Origin of the sequence: Enterococcus sp. CR-Ec1 (genome assembly GCF_002850555.1) — a bacterium.
GTDB classification, from domain to species: Bacteria; Bacillota; Bacilli; order Lactobacillales; family Enterococcaceae; genus Enterococcus_D; species Enterococcus_D entomosocium.
Map to the genome: position 1 here is coordinate 209,327 of NZ_CP025223.1, position 21,088 is coordinate 230,414.

A 21,088-nucleotide genomic window follows, 5' to 3' on the forward strand; every position below is an offset into this window, starting at 1 on the left:
AAAGGATGATGACTGTGTACCTGCTGCTCGCTGGTATTTGCGCTGCTTGGCTGGCAGGCTGGCTGATTTTTTTCCGCCTGCCGACGATACCCACCCGCAAGGAGACAGCCGCATCCAAAGACTTGAAGGAGAGGGCAGAATTGTCGATCATCATCCCCGCCCGCAATGAAGCAGAAAATTTGCCGCAATTGTTGGCATCCTTGCAGCAGCAAACCCTTTATCCTGTGGAGATTTTGGTGGTTGATGACGGATCGGAAGACGAGACGATCGCCTGTGCCAAGCGCTTCGGTGCGACGGTCTTGCAAACCGCTGCTGATTCTGCTGGGAAAGCGGCGGCTTGCTGGTTAGGCGCCTCACAAGCGGTGGGCAAGTATCTATTATTTTTGGATGCCGATACCTTCTTTCTAGCAGAAGATGGCTTAGAGCGCCTTTTCGCTGCGTATGAGGAGCGATCGGGACAAGGCCTGCTCTCGGTGCAGCCCTATCATCAAACGAAGCGCCTGTATGAACAACTATCTGCCCTCTTTAATGTCATCTTACCTGTCGGGTTGAACCGCTTTTCTATCGTAGGCGAAAAACTCTCAGCCGGCGGCGCCTTTGGTCCGTGTATCTTGTGCAGCAAAACAGCGTACCTTCAAGCCAATGGGCATCAGGACATGCCACAAGGAATCTTAGATGATCTAGCATTAGCGAGACGCTTTAAGAAAAAACGCTTGCCGATCACCTTGTATGGTGGAAAAGACCTGTTGGCCTTTCGGATGTATCCAGCTGGTGTTCGTCAACTTGTTCAAGGCTGGACGAAGGACTTTGCCACTGCTTCGCAATTCACTCACCCTTTGATCATGGCGGGTGTCATCTTGTGGATCAGCGGCGGCATTGGGGTACTGGCGGCACCGTTTCTGATGGAACCGCTTTGGCTAGGACTGCTTTTTTATGCTGCTTATTTTGGACAAACTCTGTGCTTTGCTCGCCGTGTCGGCAACTTCAACCGAGTCTTGCTGCTTTTTTTCCCATGTTACTTTCTTTTTTTCCTAGGCTTATTTGGTTGGTCATGGATCCAAACCCATTTGTTGAAATCCGTGACCTGGAAAGGACGAAAAATCAATTTATAGGAGGCGATGCACATGCCGCTGATCACCTTATCTCCACTGCTCTTGCTCATTACAGACAGCTTGGCTTGGCTGCTGTTTCATCTAGGCATCTCGTTTGGCTTGCGCAAAGTCAGTGATGCTTTTTTTGAACGTCATGCCAACTGGTTCCGTTCTTTTGCCTTTGAAAAAGGCGGCAGAATCTGGGCGGAGGTATTTCGTATTCGTCAGTGGAAAGACAAATTGCCCGACGGCACTGTGATTGCCAAAAAAAGCTTTGACAAATCTCGCTTGGCTCAGCAACAAAAGGACTATCTGGAAAAATTCGTCATCGAAACACGCCGAGCAGAGCTGACCCATTGGCTGCTGATTGTTCCAGCACCGTTCTTTTTCCTCTGGAATCCTACGTGGGCGGGCTGGGTGATGATCGCCTATGCGTTATTGGCAAACTGCCCATTCATCATGATCCAACGCTATAATCGCCCCCGTTTGGAGCGAGTCTTGCTGAAAAAAAGTGCCCTGCAAGTCAAGCAGAAGGCAACGGTCTAGGTTCATGTAGGCGTTGCTTTTAAGATTCGCCGAAAAATAGGCAAACGGGAAATCAAAAGGATCGGAGGATAACTGCCTTCGATCCTTTTTAAAAAATTGGTGTTAATTTTTATGGGATGCGTCAAGACCATTCTTTGTACACTAAGGTCATTCAGAGGAAAGGGTGATCGTATGTCATCAGAAGGATGTGGGCAAATTTTCGACCTGCCTTTGCAGGCTGCTGCATTGGTTGGTCGTGTGTTTGGACAAGCACAAAGTATTTTTGTAAGTGTAGAAAAGAAGGAGGGATGCGCAAGATGATTGAAGATAGCCGACAACGGGACCACTATTACGACATGCTAATTGAAAAAAATTCCCAATATGAAGGGATTTTTTACGTTGGGGTAAAAACCACCGGCGTCTTTTGCCGTCCTACCTGTCCAGCGAAAAAACCGCTCAAGAAAAACTGCGAGTTTTTTCAGACGGCACAAGAAGCGCTGCTGGCGGCGTATCGTCCCTGCAAACGATGTCGCCCGCTCAGCTCACCTAGCCACTTATCCCCTGACGTGAAAAGCCTTGTGGAAGCGGTGGAGAGCAACCCGGAGAAAAAGTGGACCGACAAAGATTTTGAAGCGCTAGCGATCCATCCCAATACTGCGCGTCGACAATTTAAAAAATATTTTGGCATGACCTTTATCGAATATTCCCGTGCACGCCGTTTAGGGTTAGCGTTTAAGCAGATTCGTGAAGGAGAACCGCTGATCCAAGCACAATTAGAAGCCGGCTTCGATTCTGGCAACGGCTTTCGAGATGCGTTTTCCCGGATTATGGGGGAATTGCCTTCCAACAGCCGTGAAAAAAAGATTCTTTCTTCTGCTTGGCTTGAGACCAAGCTGGGATCGATGCTGGCAATCAGCGACCAGCAGCAGCTTTACTTGTTAGAATTCGTGGATCGCAGAGGGCTAGAAACGGAGATCGCTGTTTTGAGAAGCCGTTTGAATGCAGTGATTATTCCCCAGCAAACAGCAATCATTCAGCAACTCAAGCAAGAATTGACGGAATATTTTGAAGGGAATCGAACTGCCTTCACGGTACCCATCGCATTGATCGGCTCTGATTTTCAAAAAGCCGTCTGGCAGCAGCTGTTGGCGATGAAGATCGGAGAAACATACTCTTACAAACAATTGGCACAGCGAATCGGCAATGAAAAAGCCACCCGAGCTGTTGCCAATGCCAACGGAAAAAATCAATTGGCGTTGATCGTTCCATGCCACCGCGTCATCAATAGCGATGGCAGCATCGGCGGCTATGGCGGCGGTGTCGAACGCAAAAAGTGGTTGCTGGCTTTGGAAAAGCAGGTCCAGCCGACTGTAAAGATTTGAAAAAGAGATAACTATGCGTGGGAATCAGCGCTTCATCGATCAGTACATGGAATGGATCGAATCCTCTTCAGTAAAATATATATTTAGCGGAACTCATGGAACCTTTCATGAGTTCCGTTTTTTATTAGATTTGAAGGAGACATAGAGAAAAGGTGGGACCTTCGTTAGTGTCTAACCGTTCTTAACCTCTATAAAAATAAGCATTGAATGATTTTCTTAAACAACCAAAGCATATCATTTTACAACTTACAAAAAGTAAGTTATGATTATCTCGAATTCGAAATAAAGAGGTGAGGAAAATGGCGCATCAAGAAGAAGCGCTCAAAGCGTACATTGGTTTGCTGCGTACGGCGAGTCGTTTGGAACAAGTGGCAAAAAAAGATGTTCGTTGTTATGGCTTAAATATCACAGAGTTTTCTGTACTGGAATTGCTTTACCATAAAGGCACCCATACGACGCAAGCCATCAAGGAAAAAATTTTGATCGCCAGCAGCTCGACAACCTATGTAGTCGATCAATTAGTCAAAAAAGGCTGCGTGCGCCGGGAACCTAGCCAAGAAGATCAACGGGTAACTTACGTCAGGATTACGGAAGCAGGCAGGGCATTGATGGAGAAAATTTTTCCCAGTCATGCACAAAAGATTGCGGCGAGTTTTTCCGAACTCAGCAGTGAAGAATTGCAACAATTAAAAACAATTTTACGAAAAATAACTTACGATCAGAAATGAGGAAAAGAAAATGAGAAAACAAGATCAATTATTAGGGGTACACCATGTGACGGCCATGACAAGTGATGTGGAACGGAATTACCATTTCTTTACAGATGTGTTAGGGATGCGTTTAGTGAAAAAAACCGTCAATCAAGATGACATTTATACGTACCATACCTACTTTGCGGATGATTTAGGGTCACCGGGAACGACCATGACGTTCTTTGATTTTCCCAATACCGCTCGTGGTAGCAAAGGAACCAACTCGATCACCCGTACCAGTTTCCGAGTGCCCAGTGACGCAGCCCTTGATTATTATGCCGCACGCTTTGATGAATTTGAGGTAAAACACGAGGCAATCACCACCGAATTTGGGAAAAAAGTGATGCGTTTTTGGGATTTTGATACGCAAGCTTATCAATTGATCTCTGACGAACACAATACTGGCGTGAAAGCTGGTACTCCTTGGAAAAAAGGACCGGTTCCTACTGAATTTGCGATTTATGGCTTAGGTCCTGTCGAAATGTCTGTTTCTTACTTGGCAGATTTCAAAGGGCTGCTGGAATCCGTTTTTGATTTCAAAACCATTGATCAAGTAGATAATCGCTATTTGCTAGAAGTCGGTGAAGGCGGCAATGGCGCCCAAATCGTTTTAGTGGAAGATACCACGAGCCCGCAAGCACAACAAGGGGACGGTGAAGTGCATCATGTCGCTTTTCGTTTAGCCCACCATGACTCATTAGCAGTCTGGCAAGAAGTCTTTGATAACTTGGGATTGGCCAACTCTGGCTATGTCGATCGCTACTATTTTGAGTCGTTGTATGTGCGCATCGGCCATATTCTTTTTGAACTAGCGACAGATGAACCAGGGTTTATGGGGGATGAGCCGTATGAAACATTGGGTGAATCCTTATCATTGGCACCATTTTTAGAAAATCGCCGTGAATACATCGAAGGAGTCATCAAACCCTTCAATACAAAACGCGCCTAAGGAGGCACATAGTATGCAACCCATTCAACAGATCCACCATATTTCAGCCATCGTAGGCGATCCGCAAACGAACGTTGCCTTTTACCGTGACGTGTTGGGGTTGCGCCTCGTCAAACAAACCGTCAATTTTGATGATCCGTACACGTATCATCTTTATTACAGCAATCAAGCATTAGAAAATGGGACCATCATCACCTTCTTTCCATGGGCAAATGCCCATCCTGGGCGAGTAGGAAGCGGACAAGTCGGCACGATCGCGTTTCGTATTCCTAAAGGCAGCAGTGCCTATTGGCAAGAACATCTGGCGAAACATCAAGTAACTGTCCAAGAAAGTACATTGTTTGATCGGCCAACTTTAGAACTTCATGATCAGCATGACCTGTCTTTGGCGTTAGTCGAAGCCGAAGAATCGGCAGAAACACCAGCGATTTTAGGCTTTCATGGGGCCGTCTTGCTTTCGGCACAACCAGAAGCGACCATTCAAACGTTGGCAGATGATCTAGGTCTGGACATTTTTAATCAAACAAATAAAAGCACGCATCTCCATACCGCAGGTACCCTCGCTCATGAGATCGTCGTGCCCCATGAAGCAATGCCAGCAGGGCGCTGGGGTGTCGGCACCGTCCATCACATCGCGTGGTCCGTGCCAACGGAAGCAGTGCAAAAAGAGTGGCAAGAATACTTGTACGATCAAAGATACGGAGTCACTGAAATCAAAGACCGCAACTATTTCAAAGCCGTCTATTTCCAAGAAAGGGGCAATATCGTCTTTGAGATCGCAACAGAAACCCCGGGCTTTTTCGTTGATGAACCGTTGGAAACGTTAGGACAGCAGTTGATGCTGCCAGCCCAATTTGAAAGCCGTCGTGCAGAGATCGAGGATCGCTTGCCAGACTTATCGGTTTAGAAAAAAGGAGACGCTGTATGCACTATTTAGATCCCAAGAATTTGACCCAACGAGAAAATTATAAACTACTGATCGGCTCCATCATTCCACGGCCAGTGGCAGTGGTCAGTACGCAATCAGCCGATGGTATCGTCAACATCGCCCCATTCAGTTTTTTTAACATCGTCAGCTCAGAACCCGTGATCCTCTCGTTGGCTATCCAGCGTAAAGAGGGGGAACTGAAAGACACCGCCCGCAATCTGTTGGCGACGAAAGAAGCCGTCGTGCATATTTTAGATCAAACAAATGTCCAAGAGGCCAATAAAACCGCGGCATTATTGCCCGCAGACCAAAGCGAGTTGACGGTTTCTGGATTTACCACAACGACATCGAAAACAATTGTCGTTCCTGGCTTGAAAGAAGCCAATGTACGCTTAGAAACGATTCTGCATCAACACGTACCCATCACAAAAGACCAGCAGACCACTGCCGATCTCTTATTGTTGGAAGTTGTCGGCTACCAGATTGCAGAGGATGTCTATCAAGATGGCAAGATCGATCCCCGTGCCTTACAAGCAGTTAGCCGGCTAGCGGGAAATTCTTACGCAACGATTGGGGATATTTTCGATATCAAACGACCAAGTTAAAGGAGGAACTTCGATGAAAGCAATCTACCAACAAGGAGCAGCTGACGCACCAGTTTTGGTGCTGCTCCACGGCACCGGTGGCGACGAACAGTCGCTGCTAGAAGTAGGAAAAGCCCTTGATCCCCAAGCGTCACTATTAGGTATTCGCGGCAATGTCTTAGAAAACGGCATGCCCCGTTACTTCAAACGCCTAGCTGAAGGGGTGTACGATGAAGCCGACTTAGCACTTCGCGGCGACGAATTAGCCGATTTCATTCGGCAAGCCGCCAAAGAATACAACTTTTCGTTAGCGCAAGTGGTACTGGTGGGTTATTCCAATGGCGCCAACATTGCCATTCGCTTATTACTAAATGATAGTGACCACTTCAAAAAAGCGATCCTCTACCACGCCATGTATCCAGTCGATAATATACCGACGAATTCCTTGCCTGACACTCATGTGTTTATGAGTTTTGGCAGAAACGACCCGATCGTTTCCCTAGCCGACAGTGCTTACGTCCAAGAAATCTTCACCTCACGGGGCGCAGTCCTTTCAACTGTGTGGACCCCGAGTCATCAGTTAACGTATGAAGAAGTTGAACACTCGCGCACGTGGTTGACCAAACAATAAAGCAGTCTGTTTCCTAATCAATCAGCGATCCTGCTGGTTGGTTAGGTTTTTTTTGTTTCACGTGAAAACAATTCGAAGGAGTGAAAGGAGATATATCACTAGGGACGCCTAGTTCAATAGCAGCCCACTAAGGATTTGCCAAATGATCCTTTTTCTGAAACAAATAGAGTCAAATCAGCATAATCAGTGAATCAAGACAACTTTTTTAAAATGATCCATAAAAAATCAATTTATTTCAAATAGTTCCGAAATGAAGTTTTAACAAAATAAATGCTTATAAATCAATTTTTTGAAGTATTTCTTCTAATAGAAACAATGCTTCTTTATGAATTAATTTGAAATAATATGGAATAAAATGGTTGTTAATGGAAAAATTTTGTGCTATTCTGAGTCTATAATAAATGGCTAAGGAGAATGAAGATGAAATTAGCAACGAGAATCAATTCATTTTTATCAATTTACGAAAATGATTTAGACAATGTATTTGGCGCATTCAAAGAATTGGGGCTTGATTACGTAGATTTAAATTATCCGGAGCACGTCGGTGGGACGACTGCCTCTGAAATGAAAGAGAGATTGGGACAAGCTGATTTGAAATTGAATGGTGTTGCATTGCGATTCAGAGAAGAGTTTATCAACGGTGAATTAGGCAATGCTGACCCACAGGTTGCGCAGCATGCCTTGACATTATGCAAAGAAGCTGCTGATTATTGTCGTGCAGCAGGTGGAGAAGTCGTAACCATTTGGCTCGGTTTTGATGGCTTTGACTATAGTTTTCAAATCAATTACCAAAAGGTTTGGAATCAGATTCGGGATGCTTTTATTGAAATTGCTGACTACGCACCAGATTTGAAAATCAGTATCGAGTATAAACCATTTCAACCAAGAGCCTATGCGTTCATTGATAGTATGGGTGTCACTGGAATGATGCTTAATGAGATCAACCGCAAAAATGTAGGTGTGACCCTTGATTATTGCCACATGCTAATGAAACACGAAAACCCTGCTTTTGCTGCGGATCTGTTTGCTGGAAAAGGGTTATTATACGGGGTGCATCTGAATGATGGGTATGGGTTAAACGACGATGGATTGATGATTGGTTCAGCAACACCCTTCAAAACATTAGAATTCTTGTATTATGTCAAAAAGCATAACTATGACGGTGTGATTTATTTTGATACGTTCCCTGTAATTGAACATGCCTCAAAAGAGTGCGAACAAAACATGAAAATGATCAAACAAATGGATCAAATGATCGATAACGTAGGCTTGGCTGCGATTCAAGCTGTGATCGATCAAAACGATGCAGTCGCAGCCAATCAGTTGCTGCTTGAATTTTTGTCACCAACAAATCAATCAAAATAAAAGGAGTGGGGAAGATGGATTACAAAGTGATGGCAAAAAATATTTTAGAAAAAATAGGCGGAGCGGATAATGTTCGCAATATGACACATTGTGCCACCCGGTTGCGTCTAACGTTACATGACACCGCAAAAGCGGATGATCAAGCCGTCGAGAATATCGACGGAGTGATCAATGTCATTAATAAGGCGGGCCAATACCAGCTTTTGATTGGGACAGAAGTCGGGAAGCTCTACGATGAGTTTGAGCCGTTAGTTAAAGGTAACGAAAGTGCTGGTAGCCCTACCACAGAAGAACAAGCTTCTGGCAGTATTATCAGCAATGTTTTTTCTGCCGTATCTGCTATTTTTGCGCCACTACTACCAGTTTTGGCGGGCTCAGGTATTTTAAGAGGACTACTGATTTTGTTTGTTCAGCTCGGGTTGATCAGTGAAGACAGCGGCACTTATTCGATTTTATTTGTTGCTTCTATGAGTGTATTTTATTTCTTGCCCGTATTGTTAGCGTTTACTTCAGCGCGGCGGTTTGGTGCCAGTCCGTATATCTCTGCATTGATCGGGGCTGCGTTAATCAATCCTGATTTTATTGCATTGATGGGAGGAGCAGGCAACGGTGCAACGACGGAGTTCTTTGGGATTCCAGTCGTTTTGATGAACTACAATTCGACTGTCGTACCAATCATCCTTTCGATTTGGGCTTTTTCATATCTCTACAAATTCTTAGACAAACACATACCGGAGACTTTAAAATTGGTGGTCGTTCCTTTAGTCTCACTAGCGATTATGGTTCCATTGACAGTGATCGTTATTGGACCAATCGGGGTCTATAGTGGCGAAGCAGTCGCTAATGTGGTGAATTGGTTGATCGAGCGTAGTAGTGTGCTAACTGGAATCTTAGTTGGTGGTGGTTGGAGTGTTCTCGTAAGTTTGGGCATTCACTGGGCAGTCAATCCAATCATGATTAATAACGTTTCAACCTATGGCTTTGATTACATCGTTCCTTTTACTTTTGCATGTAACTTCGCCGTGATAGGTACAACGATTGGCGTTTACTTTAAAGCGAAAGATAAAAAACTGCGAAGCTTTGCTTTAACTGGCTTAGTCACGATCGCATTATCAGCGATTATCGAAGCTACTTTGTTCGGCTTACTTGTAAAAAATAAAAAACTTTTCTTAGCGCAAATTATTGGTGGTGCTGTGGGTGGTGCCTATTTAGGGTTGATGCAAGTTGTAACGAATGCCTTTGTCTTTGGTAGTGTCACCACTTTTCCCGCCTTTGTAGGCTCAACTTCCTCGAATTTCATACAAGCGATGATCGGCTTACTGATTTCAATGGTGGTTTCAGCAGTCTTAGCATTTGTATTTACCAATCGAGACGAGACATTGGCGTAGAAAGCAGGGGGAATATGGGGTTATTTAAGAAGAAAAATGTTATTTATGCACCAGCTAATGGCGTGGTGAAAAGTATTGAACAAGTGAAGGACGAGATGTTTTCAACCAAACTATTAGGCGAAGGGTTTGCTGTGGTACCAACAGATGATCTTGTTACAGCACCGATTGAAGGAACAGTGGTCTCTGTGTTTCCTACAAAACATGCGATTTCGTTAAAAGCCAAAAATGGCTTAGAAGTTCTAGTCCATATTGGGATCGATACTGTGGAGCTAAATGGCGCAGGGTTCGATACCAGAGTTTCTGAAGGTGACAAAGTTACTGCCGAGAGTGTGCTGGCAAACGTTGATTTTCCGTTTCTGGCATCACAGGGCAAAGAAACGGATGTAATCGTTGTTTTCACTAATTCCGCACAGCGAACCTTAGTGATTACAGAGAAGCAAGGGCGTTGTGGACAAGCGATTGGCGTTATTAATGAGTGAGAGCATTTGCTGACAGGAGGTAGTGTTTTGAAGAAAAAAATCTTGTGTCCATCTATGATGTGTGCTGATTTTTCAATGCTAAAGGACGAGGTTGCCGCTTTACAAGCGGCGAAAATCGATATTTTTCATCTTGATGTTATGGACGGACGATTTGTTCCAAATTTTGGTATGGGACTTCAAGATATCGAAGCTATTTGCAAATGGTCAGAAACCTTAGTTGATGTCCACTTGATGATTGAAGATCCGGGAGCGTATGTAGAGAAATTTGCGGATATAGGTGTAGATATCATTTATTTTCATCCGGAAGCAGATCGCCATCCTACAAGAACTATCAACAAAATTAAGCAAAAGGGAAAACAAGCCGGAATCGCCATCAATCCTGGAACAAGTGTTGCAATGATTGAAGAACTGCTGCCATTGATCGATTACGTGATGGTAATGACTGTTGATCCCGGTTTTTCAGGTCAAGCGTATTTGACACATGTGGAAGGAAAAATAAAGCAGCTTGCTGCAGTTAAGGAACGTTATTTCTACCAATTAATGGCAGATGGAGCGATTTCGCCTGCCGTAATGACTCGCTTAAGCGCCTTAGGTGTTGATGGGTTTGTTTTAGGGACCTCCGCTCTTTTTGGAAAAGAAGAATCGTATCAAGAACTGATCTCAATATATAAAGAGGAGGATCAAGCATGAAACTAGCAATCGGTTGTGATCATGTTGGGTTTGAATTAAAAACTGATATCATCACCTATTTGGAGTCGTTAGGGCACACGGTACAGGATTTTGGGACAGAAAGTGATAAACGCGTTGACTATCCCAATTATGCGGCGACTGTTGCAGAAGCGGTGGTAACCCAAAAGTGTGATTTGGGAATCTTGATTTGTGGCACAGGCGTTGGTATCTCAATTGCTGCCAACAAAATCAAGGGCATCCGAGCCGTGGTGTGCAGCGAACCCTATAGTGCTAAGCTCTCAAAAGAGCATAACAATACCAACGTATTGGCGTTTGGTTCGCGCGTCGTGGGCGTCGAACTAGCGAAAATGATTACTAAGGAATGGCTGGCTGCTGAGTTTGAAGGTGGTCGTCACCAAAAACGGGTAGCAATGATTGGTCAGTTAGAAGTAGAATGATCAAAGGTTAGAGGATTCGCATTAGCGAATCCTCGTCTTTTTTTGTTAACGAGAAATTTATCCCATAATCGAGATCAAATTGACGAACAATGAAAGTCCTTGCTCATACCGAGAGAAAAAGTATGGTATAATTTGAAAAAAAGTGAAGTTGACCAATTAATGGAGGTTGCTATGATTCCATATGAAAGACAAGAAAAAATTTTAGAAGCTTTGGCTCAAGATGAACTGTTAAAAATAGAGCAATTGCAAAGCATTTTGCCTACTGTTTCTATCTCAACATTGAGGCGGGATTTAAAAGAATTAGAAAAATCAGGAAGAGTTGAATTGTTGGCTGGTGGCGCAGTGAAGATTTGTTCAACGGCTTCCGAAATGCCGATTGCAGCTAAGGCTGCTTTGTATTCCCAAGAGAAAGAAGCGATCGCTACTTTGGCTGCTGAGTTGGTTCACGATGGTGATGTGATCTACCTAGATTCTGGTTCGACTTGTACAGCGTTACTGCATAAAATCATTAATAAAAAAATCACGATTATTACTACCAATACGAGTGTCTTTACAATTCAACAAGAAACTCCTGCCGAGATTTTACTTCTTGGTGGCCGATACAATCCCGTTATTTCATCCTTGAATGGTCCATTGACGGATGCAAATTTACAAACGTTTAACTTTCAAACGGCTTTTTTAGGTGCTAATGGTATTGATGCTGAAAAAGGTGTAAGCACGCCCAACTTGGTAGAGGCGAACAAAAAGCGTGAAATTCTAAATAATGCCAAAACCGCCTATTTATTGTGTGACAGTTCGAAATATGGACAAGTCGCCGCGGTAAAAGCTTTTAGTACAGAAGACGTTGTCATTATTTCTGATGCTTATAACGATAAGATTGGAGAACTGACGCAAATCATCTATCCGAACTAAAAACAGGATGGCATCTGAGTGGTATTGGCAATGTTGGAGATACAATTTAATAAAACGCATAATGGAAAATGAGTTTGGTGATGATCAAAACCAGTTAGGGATTATACCTAGCTGGTTTTTTAGTAAGGAAGCAAATTTGTTGATAGTTCCTTTATTTAACAACGTTGATTGTTGTATCGGTGAATAGTGAGTGACTTGTGGTTCTTTAGATACCAAGACTCAAAAACCAGTGAACGTACTTGTTAAAAATAACATTAAGGTCGTTCCCTTGATGGATTTCAATACCTTTATCAATTGGGTTATTAATTGATAATCATTGTTTTGGCGCCGTTTTTCGTATTTAAAGATAACAAAGACATTTTTATATAAAAACAAAAAAATTGTTGACAGACAAAATGAAAGCGTTTATATTGGATATGTGGTTACTACCAGTTGAGAGTAAGGGGAGGACATAAGATGCTTGGTTTGGTTTTAACAGGTCATGGAGGATTTGCGCAAGGGATGGAAAATGCGCTTGCGATGATTGCAGGGCCGCAAGAACAGTTTCTAGCAGTGTCGTTTTTAGAGGAAAATCCGTTAGCTGACTTTGAAAAAGAGTTGCAAGGAGCAATCGATCAATTAAAGGAAACCTGTGATGGGGTCGTGATTTGTGCAGACCTTGTAGGCGGGACCCCTTTTAATGTTGCGATGACCGCTGCCAATGAGGACCCGCAAGTCGAGGTCATCGGCGGCATCAATCTACTGCTGCTAGTGGAAGGTTCGTTGACTAGATATACGGCAACTGATCCAGAGCGTTTTTGTCAAGAACTGGCAGAGATTGGCAAGAGCGGTATTTTTCACGGAAAGATCAAAGGCCATGAGGAAACCAATGAGGAAGAAGGGATTTAACGATGTGGGAAATGATCTTAGCAGCCTCAATCGTGGTGCTTGTTTTTCTCTTTCTCTTTTTGGCGGTCTCATCTTTCTTGAATGGGAAACATCTGAAAAAGCAAAAAGGCTATTTCGCTGAATTGCAGCAGTCCTTGAAAAAGGGGCAGAAAATCAAATTATACGGCGGCATTATTGGGGAGATTCAAGCACTTGGGAAAGAGACGGTCGATCTAAGGGTGAAATCGGGAACGGTGATCGAAGTAGAACGCAGTGCGGTTGCAGAAATCATGCAGTAAATAGAAGGAGGACATATTTATGGGAGAACCAAATATTTTGTTGACGCGAATCGACAATCGGTTGATTCATGGGCAAGTTGCCACCCAATGGAACGGTACGTTGGGGGCAAATCTAATTTTAGTGGCAAATGATAAGGTCGCCAAAGACAAAGTCAGACAAGGGTTGATGGATATGGCGGCGCCAGCTGGCGTCCAAACGAGGTATTTCTCGATTCAAAAAACCATCGAGATCATTCATAAAGCATCGCCAAAACAAAAGATTTTCATGGTGGTTGAAAATCCTCAAGATGCGTTGAAATTAGCTGAAGGTGGGGTGCCAATCAAGAAACTCAACATTGGGAATATGCATATGTCAGAAGGGAAAAGACAGGTTGCTACGACAGTTGCCGTCGATGAAGCAGATGTCGATGCCTTTAAAAAACTGAAGGAAATGGGGGTGCAATTAGTGATTCAGCGGGTTCCAACGACACCTGTTGAAGATGAAAAGAAATTATTTCAGTGATGCAGAGATAAGGAAGGAGAAAGAAAATGGATTACACGATTTTTCAAATCATTTTAGTCTTCATAGTTACATTCATTGCCGCAATCGATCAATTTAGTTTTTTAGAATCATTGTACCAGCCCATTGTTACCGGGATGGTTATCGGACTTATTCTTGGAGATCTTCAAACCGGCTTGATCGTTGGCGGAACCTATCAGTTAATGACGATCGGCAATATGCCGGTGGGCGGCGCGCAACCGCCAAATGCGGTGATTGGCGGAATTATGGCAGCAATCTTAGCGATCACGCTGCAGCTGGAACCGACAGTGGCCGTCGCTACGGCGATTCCGTTTTCTTTGCTGGGGCAATATGGGGTGACGATTATCTTCTCACTAATGTCGCCAGTGATGTCAAAAGCTGACAGCTACGCCCATGATGCCAATACGAAGGGCATTGACCGGATCAATTATTTAGCGATGGTGGGTCTTGGAACGATCTTCGGCTTGATTGTGGTCTTATTCTTTATCGGCGGTGCTGCCTTCGGGAATCAGGCGGTCGCAGCGATCCCTCAATGGTTGATGGGTGGGCTCGGCGCAGCTGGGGGCATGATGCGGTATGTCGGTTTTGCGATTTTACTAAAAGTGATGGTTTCCAAAGAAATGTGGGGCTTCTTCTTTATGGGGTTTGGTTTAGCCACGATCGTAATGGCGGCACCTTCCTTGCAAGGACCAGCCTTGATCATTCTAGCCTTTATCGGTTTTGCATTAGCCTTTTGGGATTATCAAATCCAGTCCAAATTTAAAGTAGCAACAGCCAATACCTATGATTTCGGAGGCGATGAAGATGGCATATAATATTCCCGATTCTTATAGCGAACAAGCGCCCGCAGAACAACTGGATAAAAAGACCTTGAACAATATGGTCTGGCGTTCCTTATTTCTACAAGCCTCTTTCAACTATGAGCGAATGCAAGCAGGAGGCTGGTTATTCAGTATTTTACCGGGATTGAAAAAGATCCACAAAAATGAAAAGGACTTGGCTGCTTCAATGAGCCATAACCTAGAGTTTTTCAATACTCATCCATTCCTCGTGAACTTTGTGATGGGGATCATTCTATCGATGGAACAAAACAAAGCCGATATTCCCATGATTCGGGCAGTGCGAGTCGCCGCGATGGGACCGCTAGGCGGGATCGGTGACGCGTTATTCTGGTTCACTCTGGTACCGATAACAGCTGGTATCACAGCCAATATGGCGATCAACGGCAACATCGCTGCACCGTTTATTTTCTTACTGGTATTCAATGCGGCCCAATTTGGTTTACGGTTCTTCTTGATGCATTGGTCCTATCGTTTAGGGACAGATGCGATTGGGATCTTAACGGAAAATGCCAAAGAGTTCACCCGAGCAGCGAGTATTTTAGGGATCTTTGTTGTCGGTTCCTTGACCTGCGTGTATGGGGCGACGTCTTTGGATATTCAGATCCCTAACGGTACTACCAATGAAGTGACACAAGCGACGACGATCGTGGATGATCAAGCAGCCATTGCCGCTTACGAAGACATGCTGTATACCACGGATGAGAATGGACAATTGACCGACACACTGCAAGAAAATGCGGCGGTCAACGAATTGGCTAACGGCAAATATGAATTGACGTTTAACAAAGTCAACGAAGTGCCCGTGACGATCGATATTCAAAAAATCCTCGATGGGATCTTGCCGCAAGTGATTCCATTGACCATCACACTGATGCTGTATTTCTTCTTATCAAAACGCGGCTGGACGCCGTTGAAATGTATCGCTTTGCTGCTAGTGATCGGCTTGATCGGTTCTGGCTTTGGTCTGTATCCATCCATTTGGCCGCAATAAGCAAGCTAGCAGAAGAAACGGCGCAAACCGTAGGAGGAGTTTTGCTAAGCAAGCAAAAGCTGACTTTTCAGCTTAGCTCGTGCTGGCAATTGGTTCATTTTCCTGCGTGAAGAGTTGCAAGTACAGGAAACAGAGCCCCTGTAGACGATTGTTTGACACGCCTATCGGGAAATAGTACACTCGTTATGTGGTAGTAACCAGTTTGGAGGGGCTTATGAATATCAATAAAAATCGACAACCATTATACGATCAATTGTTAAATTTACTGATTGAAAAAATCGAAAATGAAATGGAAGCAGACACGATGCTTCCCTCAGAAAGAGAACTGTCAAAGCGCTACGGGTTAAGTCGGACCACCGTTCGCTTGGCACTACAGGAGTTAGAAAAATTAGGCTATATTTATCGCCAACATGGTAAAGGAACCTTTGTCTCGGAGATCCGCAAGCAGGCAACCAATTTATCGGGTTCCTATAGTTTTACCGAACAAATGAAAGCACTGGGGAAACAACCGGAAACTAGAGTATTGGCATTCAAAAAAATGGAAGCGACAAAATATTTTGCCACTCAGTTGCAAGTTTCCATTGGCGAGCCGATCTACAAGTTAAAACGATTGCGTCTTGCTGATGGCCAACCGATGATGATCGAGCGTTCTTATCTGCCCGTCAAGCGCTTCATGAATTTAACGAGTGAGATGATCGAGCAAAAACCATTGTACGATATCTTCCATGAAGATTTTCATCAAGTGATCCGCCTAGCGGACGAAGAATTTTTTGCCAGCATTGCCAGTGCGAAAGATGCGGCATTGCTAAAAATCCACGAAGGTGCGCCGGTGTTGAACCTGGTACGCAGCACGTTCAATATTGAAAATGAAGTGATCGAATACACCTTGAGTGTTGCTCGAGCAGACCAATTTAGATACAAAGTCCGCCACTTGCGTAACGACGAGTAGCGCATTTCCTAGACAGTCTGAAATGATCCGCTCGAGCAAAGAAAAGGTGTGTATTCAAAACCAGTGAGGTCGAGGAAGTTTGCCCTTTGGGTGATCGCTAAGTATTCATCCAAGACAACGCTCCTCGTACCGTCACTGGGAATACATACTGGAAAACCAGCAGCTAGGAGGAAGAAAGATGTTTCAACTGTCAACAAAGGAATTAGCAGAATTAGGTGCGGAGATTACAACAAGAGAAATCAAACAACAGCCAGAACTGTGGCAAGAAACCTTGACGATCTATCAAGAAAAGCAAGAGGCGATCGCGGCTTTCTTACGTACTATCAAGCAAAAGACGGACAAGCGAATCCGCGTGGTCTTCACGGGAGCGGGGACATCGCAATATGTTGGAGATACGATCGTTACTTACTTGAATAAGAACGGCGCAACGGTGGATTATCTTTTTGAAAGTATTGCTACGACGGATATTGTCGCTGCTCCAGAACAAGTTTTATTTGCGGATGAGCCAACACTGCTCGTTTCTTTTGCTAGAAGTGGCAATTCACCAGAAAGTTTAGCAGCGGTCAAAATCGTCGATCAATTCGTTGCCGACAGCTATCATTTGACGATCACTTGTGCAGCCGACGGATCTTTGGCACAACAAGCTGCCGCTGATGAAGCGAGTTATCTGTTATTGATGCCTGAGAGGTCAAATGATGCTGGATTTGCGATGACGGGAAGCTTTTCTTGCATGGCCCTTTCGGCACTGCTGATTTTTGACCAGACGCCTCTGGCGGAAAAAGGGCATTATGTTGAAACCCTTAGCCGTTTGGGGCAAGAAGTGATCGACAGAGAAACAGATCTCCAAGTACTGACGGACCGTTCCTTTAAGCGAATCGTTTACCTTGGGTCAGGCACGTTGTCGGGGTTGACCAGGGAAGCACAGCTAAAAGTATTGGAACTGACTGCGGGAAAAATCGCCACCGTGTTCGATTCTTCGATGGGCTTCCGTCATGGACCGAAATCATTCGTAGATGATCAAACCCTCGTCTTTGTGTTTGTCAGCAATACGCCCTACACGCGGCAGTATGATCTTGATATGTTGGAAGAATTAAAGAGTGACGGCATCGCCGTCGCAGTGACCGCCATCGGACAGCCGGCAGCTGTGAATTTTTCAGGAACAAACTTTTTCTTTCCAGATGACACTTCACTGCCAGATGGCTATCTTGCCTTAGCAGACATTGTTTTTGCGCAAACGATCGCACTGTTGGCATCGATCAAAGTCGGTAATACACCGGATACCCCTTCGCCAACGCGTACCGTCAATCGGGTGGTCAAAGGCGTGACGATTCATCCGTATAACAACTAACGATGACTGAGAAAGACCACCACGAGCACGTATCTTTTCTTGTACGAAGTCGATACGTGCGGTGGTCAATCAGTCGAACGGCTTCATCAATAGACATTTTTATACGTGCTGACAACCGTTTCGCCAACACTGAAAAAAGTGAAAGCGGTTGATTCTTTGGCATGGACAAAAAAGGAGGAATTTTAATGAAAGCAACCGTAACGAAAGCCAAAAAAGCAGCGATGGATCGTCTGTCAACGAAAGAAGGAGTGATCGCAGCTTTAGCAATCGACCAACGAGGTGCCTTGAAAAAAATGATGGCAGCACTTGGCGTGGAGGCTGATGCAGAAAAAATCAGCCAGTTTAAAAAGCTAGTCTCACAAGAATTGACCCCTTACGCGTCTTCCATTTTACTAGATCCAGAATATGGGTTGGCAGCTGCGCAAAGTCGTGATCCAGAGGCGGGGCTTTTGCTGGCGTATGAAAAAACCGGCTATGATGCGACTACGCCGGGACGTTTGCCTGATTTATTAGGGGAATGGTCAGTTGAGCGATTAAAAGTAGCAGGCGCCGATGCCATCAAATTTTTGCTTTATTATGATGTAGATGAAGATGCCCAGATCAATCAGTTGAAACACGTCTTTGTGGAACGACTCGGCAGTGAATGCCAAGCGGCTGATCTGCCCTTCTTTTTAGAAGTCCTTTCCTATGATGCTAAGCTGCCTGAAGTCGACTCAAAAGCATATGCGCAACGCAAACCAGAAAAAGTCATCGGATTGATGAAGGAATTTTCAAAACCGCAGTACAAAGTTGATGTGTTAAAAGTGGAAGTACCAGTCAACATGAATTATGTGGCAGGTTTTGCCAAGGGAGAAGCCGTGCATACCAAGGAAGAAGCTGCCGCGTATTTCAAAGCGCAAAGCGACGCGACGCATCTGCCGTTTATTTTTCTCAGTGCAGGCGTATCAGCCAGCTTATTCCAAGAAACACTGGTTTTTGCCAAAGAAGCTGGCTCCACCTTCAATGGCGTCTTGTGCGGCCGAGCAACGTGGAAAGATGGTGTTGAACCCTTTGTAAAACAAGGAGCAGAAGCAGCCAAAGAATGGCTAGCAAGTACTGGAAAACAGCACATCGAAGACTTGAATGAAGTGATCCAAAAGACCGCCACTTCTTGGTGGGACAAAGTCGCAGTCGAAGAATAGTTTTTTCGCTGTTTGACAAGAGAAATGGCCAGTAATCAGACATCTTAAGGGCTTTTGAGAAGAAGTGATAGGCTTCTGACTTAAGGCTTTAGGGTGTCTTTTTATGCCTTGACAAGTTCGGTTATCATCGTAGGAATGCAACGTAAATAGGAAGAGGTTGCGAGAGTAATTTACGAGGGGACTTGAATAGGATAAACTAGCAGTAAGAGCCATCAAATCCACCTGCTTCACTTTTGGTCGAAATAAAGTTCAATAAACCTACAATAAAGGAGCATTCATGAACGAGTATACGTTTCATTCCGTCACGTCAGAAAACCAACAAGCTGCCTATAGTATTTATCAGAAAAACCAGGCCTATTTTGCTTTAACGAAAGAGACACCTTCCATCGAACAACTCATGCGTGACATGACTGTTCTTCCGCCAGCCGTGGTTCAAGAGCAAAAGGTATTTTCTATCATTTATTCTGATCAAAAACCTATTGCTATCATGGATTATCTTGTTGATTATCCGCAAGAGGGCACTGCGTATATTGGCTTGCTGCTGGTTGGCGAAAGACGTCAGGGGCACGGGCAAGCTCTTTATCATCAAGTAGAACAAGACTGGCGCATAAAGGGGATTTCTCTCGTATCTCTCGCTGTTATTGAAGAAAATACAGCCGGTAGATCTTTCTGGGAGAGTCAAGGATTTAAAGAAACACGAAAAGCCGTGACAACAGTCAATGATCAGAAGGTAAGTGTGGTCTGCTTTGAGAAAAAGATCAGAAATTCTTAAACAACAGGTGAAGCAAGAATTAAATAACAAATCATTCGGTTATGAAAATTTAAAAAACCTCCTTATTAAATTAGATTTTCTGGAAAACAATCCTAAATAAATGAGTAAACATTACGAAAAAGTAGCTATAAAAAATCGTTGGTTTTTATAACTAATACTGCGACTTGGTGCCCTTATCGATTTGTATAGTCATCGATTTTAAGAAAAATGTAAGGGTTGACATTTTCTTTTGTAGATAGTACGATGTTGTCAAAGATGCAGGAGTGTTACTGATAAACAAGTCAGGCACCACCAAGTCCAAAAGCAAAGTTATTCTTCGCGTAACAGCGCAGGAAGCTTCGTTTTAGGTTTGGTGTTTTTTTGTCTTTAAGGAGGTGGAAATGATGACTATAGTAAAAACACTGAATAACAATATTGTTTTGGTACGAGATGATCAAGGGACTGAGAAAGTTTTATTTGGGACAGGAATTGGGTTTAAAAAGAAACGTGGAGACATGGTTGATGAAGCATTGATCAGTAAAATTTTTACTCCCAATGAAGAGGAGAAGCATAGCCATAAGATAGAGAATTATACGCCGGAAGTATTAAGTATTGCAGCAAAAATTATTGATCTTGGGGAAGCAGAATTAAATCAAAAGTTTGGTACCGGATTGTTGTTTTCTTTAGCAGACCATTTAACTTTTTCGTTGAACAATTCGGTAGAAAATGAAAATCCCATCAAATGGGAGATTCCTCATCTATATTACAAAGAATATCAAATCGGTAAGCAAGCGTTGGCACTTATTCAACAAGAGTTAGCTGTGCAATTATTGCCAGAGGAAGCAGCATTTATTGCGCTTCATTTTGTGAATGGACAGATTGATCAGTCGAATATGGCAGATACATTGCAAATAACAGAAGTGATCAAAAAAATTGTTAAAATCGTCCAAATCCTTTATGGAACAGTCTTAGATAAAACAACAGCAGATTATTCACGATTTATTACTCATATTCGTTATTTCATTATGCGCCAAAAAAACAAAAAAACGTCGTTGAAGATGGACGAGCAAATACGTGAACTGATTCAGGAACGATATATGAAAAGTTATGCCTGTGGTCTGCTCATTAAAGATATGCTAGATAGAGAGTACCATTGGAAAATCTCTGAGGATGAATTGGTATATTTAGTCATTCATATTGAACGAATTACAACTAAATAAAGATAAG

Annotated in this window: 24 protein-coding genes; all 24 read left to right on the plus strand. The window is 43.8% G+C overall.

Features of this window, described 5'->3' with window-relative positions; translation table 11 throughout:
* Window positions 1-5: 5 nt before the first annotated feature.
* The 24 genes from CXM95_RS00985 to CXM95_RS01105 all read left to right on the plus strand — a co-directional run bounded on the left by CXM95_RS00985 (window position 6) and on the right by CXM95_RS01105 (window position 21,081).
* Window positions 6-1,112 carry a glycosyltransferase gene (locus CXM95_RS00985; RefSeq protein WP_101698759.1) on the plus strand — a complete coding sequence of 369 codons (1,107 nt, stop codon included), beginning with the start codon at window positions 6-8 and terminating at the stop codon, window positions 1,110-1,112.
* Between the two features lie 6 nt (window positions 1,113-1,118).
* A complete protein-coding gene (locus CXM95_RS00990) occupies window positions 1,119-1,637 on the plus strand; it encodes a glycosyl-4,4'-diaponeurosporenoate acyltransferase (RefSeq protein ID WP_086298969.1) in 519 nt (172 codons plus the stop codon).
* A 296-nt stretch (window positions 1,638-1,933) separates the two neighbouring features.
* Window positions 1,934-2,998 (plus strand): bifunctional transcriptional activator/DNA repair enzyme AdaA, encoded by a 1,065-nt coding sequence (locus tag CXM95_RS01000; protein WP_086298971.1) that lies wholly within the window; start codon window positions 1,934-1,936, stop codon window positions 2,996-2,998.
* A gap of 299 nt (window positions 2,999-3,297) precedes the next feature.
* The gene (locus tag CXM95_RS01005) at window positions 3,298-3,726 is read left to right on the plus strand and encodes a MarR family winged helix-turn-helix transcriptional regulator (protein ID WP_005232643.1); all 429 of its coding nucleotides are present in this window, start codon (window positions 3,298-3,300) and stop codon (window positions 3,724-3,726) included.
* A gap of 10 nt (window positions 3,727-3,736) precedes the next feature.
* Window positions 3,737-4,699 carry a ring-cleaving dioxygenase gene (locus CXM95_RS01010; protein ID WP_101698760.1) on the plus strand — a complete coding sequence of 321 codons (963 nt, stop codon included), beginning with the start codon at window positions 3,737-3,739 and terminating at the stop codon, window positions 4,697-4,699.
* A gap of 13 nt (window positions 4,700-4,712) precedes the next feature.
* Window positions 4,713-5,606, plus strand: a complete 894-nt coding sequence (locus tag CXM95_RS01015) for a VOC family protein (protein WP_101698761.1) — start codon at window positions 4,713-4,715, stop codon at window positions 5,604-5,606.
* Window positions 5,607-5,623: 17 nt separating this feature from the next.
* Window positions 5,624-6,232, plus strand: coding sequence for a flavin reductase family protein (locus CXM95_RS01020; RefSeq protein ID WP_101698762.1), 609 nt, complete (start codon window positions 5,624-5,626; stop codon window positions 6,230-6,232).
* A 13-nt stretch (window positions 6,233-6,245) separates the two neighbouring features.
* Entirely contained in the window at window positions 6,246-6,842 is a 597-nt protein-coding gene (locus CXM95_RS01025; protein ID WP_086298975.1) for an alpha/beta hydrolase, read from the plus strand.
* Window positions 6,843-7,262: 420 nt separating this feature from the next.
* Window positions 7,263-8,207, plus strand: coding sequence for a sugar phosphate isomerase/epimerase family protein (locus CXM95_RS01030; protein ID WP_061053596.1), 945 nt, complete (start codon window positions 7,263-7,265; stop codon window positions 8,205-8,207).
* A gap of 14 nt (window positions 8,208-8,221) precedes the next feature.
* Window positions 8,222-9,595 carry a PTS transporter subunit EIIC gene (locus CXM95_RS01035; protein ID WP_016611538.1) on the plus strand — a complete coding sequence of 458 codons (1,374 nt, stop codon included), beginning with the start codon at window positions 8,222-8,224 and terminating at the stop codon, window positions 9,593-9,595.
* Between the two features lie 14 nt (window positions 9,596-9,609).
* On the plus strand, window positions 9,610-10,074 hold the full coding sequence (locus CXM95_RS01040; RefSeq protein ID WP_101698763.1) for a PTS sugar transporter subunit IIA: 465 nt from the start codon (window positions 9,610-9,612) through the stop codon (window positions 10,072-10,074).
* A gap of 27 nt (window positions 10,075-10,101) precedes the next feature.
* Entirely contained in the window at window positions 10,102-10,764 is a 663-nt protein-coding gene (locus tag CXM95_RS01045) for a ribulose-phosphate 3-epimerase (protein WP_101698764.1), read from the plus strand.
* A complete protein-coding gene (rpiB, locus tag CXM95_RS01050) occupies window positions 10,761-11,201 on the plus strand; it encodes a ribose 5-phosphate isomerase B (protein ID WP_016611535.1) in 441 nt (146 codons plus the stop codon). Before CXM95_RS01045 ends, rpiB begins: the two co-directional genes overlap by 4 nt.
* 159 nt (window positions 11,202-11,360) lie before the next feature.
* Window positions 11,361-12,113 carry a DeoR/GlpR family DNA-binding transcription regulator gene (locus CXM95_RS01055; RefSeq protein ID WP_005226765.1) on the plus strand — a complete coding sequence of 251 codons (753 nt, stop codon included), beginning with the start codon at window positions 11,361-11,363 and terminating at the stop codon, window positions 12,111-12,113.
* Window positions 12,114-12,569: 456 nt separating this feature from the next.
* Complete coding sequence (locus CXM95_RS01060) at window positions 12,570-13,001, plus strand: PTS sugar transporter subunit IIA (protein WP_008376461.1); 432 nt, start codon at window positions 12,570-12,572, stop codon at window positions 12,999-13,001.
* 2 nt (window positions 13,002-13,003) lie between these two features.
* Window positions 13,004-13,279, plus strand: a complete 276-nt coding sequence (yajC, locus tag CXM95_RS01065) for a preprotein translocase subunit YajC (protein ID WP_008376459.1) — start codon at window positions 13,004-13,006, stop codon at window positions 13,277-13,279.
* Window positions 13,280-13,298: 19 nt separating this feature from the next.
* Window positions 13,299-13,781 (plus strand): PTS N-acetylgalactosamine transporter subunit IIB, encoded by a 483-nt coding sequence (gene agaV / locus CXM95_RS01070; RefSeq protein ID WP_005232625.1) that lies wholly within the window; start codon window positions 13,299-13,301, stop codon window positions 13,779-13,781.
* A 26-nt stretch (window positions 13,782-13,807) separates the two neighbouring features.
* On the plus strand, window positions 13,808-14,614 hold the full coding sequence (locus CXM95_RS01075) for a PTS mannose/fructose/sorbose/N-acetylgalactosamine transporter subunit IIC (RefSeq protein WP_005232623.1): 807 nt from the start codon (window positions 13,808-13,810) through the stop codon (window positions 14,612-14,614).
* A complete protein-coding gene (locus tag CXM95_RS01080) occupies window positions 14,604-15,632 on the plus strand; it encodes a PTS system mannose/fructose/sorbose family transporter subunit IID (RefSeq protein WP_008376454.1) in 1,029 nt (342 codons plus the stop codon). Before CXM95_RS01075 ends, CXM95_RS01080 begins: the two co-directional genes overlap by 11 nt.
* A 214-nt stretch (window positions 15,633-15,846) precedes the next feature.
* Window positions 15,847-16,581: a GntR family transcriptional regulator gene (locus CXM95_RS01085; RefSeq protein ID WP_005232618.1), complete on the plus strand. Its 735-nt coding sequence runs from the start codon at window positions 15,847-15,849 to the stop codon at window positions 16,579-16,581.
* Between the two features lie 178 nt (window positions 16,582-16,759).
* Entirely contained in the window at window positions 16,760-17,929 is a 1,170-nt protein-coding gene (locus CXM95_RS01090) for an SIS domain-containing protein (RefSeq protein ID WP_101698765.1), read from the plus strand.
* Between the two features lie 185 nt (window positions 17,930-18,114).
* The gene (gene lacD / locus CXM95_RS01095; protein ID WP_324847117.1) at window positions 18,115-19,110 is read left to right on the plus strand and encodes a tagatose-bisphosphate aldolase; all 996 of its coding nucleotides are present in this window, start codon (window positions 18,115-18,117) and stop codon (window positions 19,108-19,110) included.
* Window positions 19,111-19,387: 277 nt separating this feature from the next.
* Window positions 19,388-19,882 (plus strand): GNAT family N-acetyltransferase, encoded by a 495-nt coding sequence (locus CXM95_RS01100; RefSeq protein WP_101698767.1) that lies wholly within the window; start codon window positions 19,388-19,390, stop codon window positions 19,880-19,882.
* A gap of 383 nt (window positions 19,883-20,265) precedes the next feature.
* Window positions 20,266-21,081 carry a PRD domain-containing protein gene (locus tag CXM95_RS01105; RefSeq protein WP_223347153.1) on the plus strand — a complete coding sequence of 272 codons (816 nt, stop codon included), beginning with the start codon at window positions 20,266-20,268 and terminating at the stop codon, window positions 21,079-21,081.
* Window positions 21,082-21,088: the final 7 nt, after the last annotated feature.

Bases quoted from the DNA above. Each gene is read 5' to 3' on its own strand.
- CXM95_RS00985 (WP_101698759.1), top strand. From the start codon at position 6: ATGATGACTGTGTACCTGCTGCTCGCTGGTATTTGCGCTGCTTGGCTG.
- CXM95_RS00990 (WP_086298969.1), top strand. From the start codon at position 1,119: ATGCACATGCCGCTGATCACCTTATCTCCACTGCTCTTGCTCATTACA.
- CXM95_RS01000 (WP_086298971.1), top strand. From the start codon at position 1,934: ATGATTGAAGATAGCCGACAACGGGACCACTATTACGACATGCTAATT.
- CXM95_RS01005 (WP_005232643.1), top strand. From the start codon at position 3,298: ATGGCGCATCAAGAAGAAGCGCTCAAAGCGTACATTGGTTTGCTGCGT.
- CXM95_RS01010 (WP_101698760.1), top strand. From the start codon at position 3,737: ATGAGAAAACAAGATCAATTATTAGGGGTACACCATGTGACGGCCATG.
- CXM95_RS01015 (WP_101698761.1), top strand. From the start codon at position 4,713: ATGCAACCCATTCAACAGATCCACCATATTTCAGCCATCGTAGGCGAT.
- CXM95_RS01020 (WP_101698762.1), top strand. From the start codon at position 5,624: ATGCACTATTTAGATCCCAAGAATTTGACCCAACGAGAAAATTATAAA.
- CXM95_RS01025 (WP_086298975.1), top strand. From the start codon at position 6,246: ATGAAAGCAATCTACCAACAAGGAGCAGCTGACGCACCAGTTTTGGTG.
- CXM95_RS01030 (WP_061053596.1), top strand. From the start codon at position 7,263: ATGAAATTAGCAACGAGAATCAATTCATTTTTATCAATTTACGAAAAT.
- CXM95_RS01035 (WP_016611538.1), top strand. From the start codon at position 8,222: ATGGATTACAAAGTGATGGCAAAAAATATTTTAGAAAAAATAGGCGGA.
- CXM95_RS01040 (WP_101698763.1), top strand. From the start codon at position 9,610: ATGGGGTTATTTAAGAAGAAAAATGTTATTTATGCACCAGCTAATGGC.
- rpiB (WP_016611535.1), top strand. From the start codon at position 10,761: ATGAAACTAGCAATCGGTTGTGATCATGTTGGGTTTGAATTAAAAACT.
- CXM95_RS01055 (WP_005226765.1), top strand. From the start codon at position 11,361: ATGGAGGTTGCTATGATTCCATATGAAAGACAAGAAAAAATTTTAGAA.
- CXM95_RS01060 (WP_008376461.1), top strand. From the start codon at position 12,570: ATGCTTGGTTTGGTTTTAACAGGTCATGGAGGATTTGCGCAAGGGATG.
- yajC (WP_008376459.1), top strand. From the start codon at position 13,004: ATGTGGGAAATGATCTTAGCAGCCTCAATCGTGGTGCTTGTTTTTCTC.
- agaV (WP_005232625.1), top strand. From the start codon at position 13,299: ATGGGAGAACCAAATATTTTGTTGACGCGAATCGACAATCGGTTGATT.
- CXM95_RS01075 (WP_005232623.1), top strand. From the start codon at position 13,808: ATGGATTACACGATTTTTCAAATCATTTTAGTCTTCATAGTTACATTC.
- CXM95_RS01080 (WP_008376454.1), top strand. From the start codon at position 14,604: ATGGCATATAATATTCCCGATTCTTATAGCGAACAAGCGCCCGCAGAA.
- CXM95_RS01085 (WP_005232618.1), top strand. From the start codon at position 15,847: ATGAATATCAATAAAAATCGACAACCATTATACGATCAATTGTTAAAT.
- CXM95_RS01090 (WP_101698765.1), top strand. From the start codon at position 16,760: ATGTTTCAACTGTCAACAAAGGAATTAGCAGAATTAGGTGCGGAGATT.
- lacD (WP_324847117.1), top strand. From the start codon at position 18,115: ATGAAAGCAACCGTAACGAAAGCCAAAAAAGCAGCGATGGATCGTCTG.
- CXM95_RS01100 (WP_101698767.1), top strand. From the start codon at position 19,388: ATGAACGAGTATACGTTTCATTCCGTCACGTCAGAAAACCAACAAGCT.
- CXM95_RS01105 (WP_223347153.1), top strand. From the start codon at position 20,266: ATGACTATAGTAAAAACACTGAATAACAATATTGTTTTGGTACGAGAT.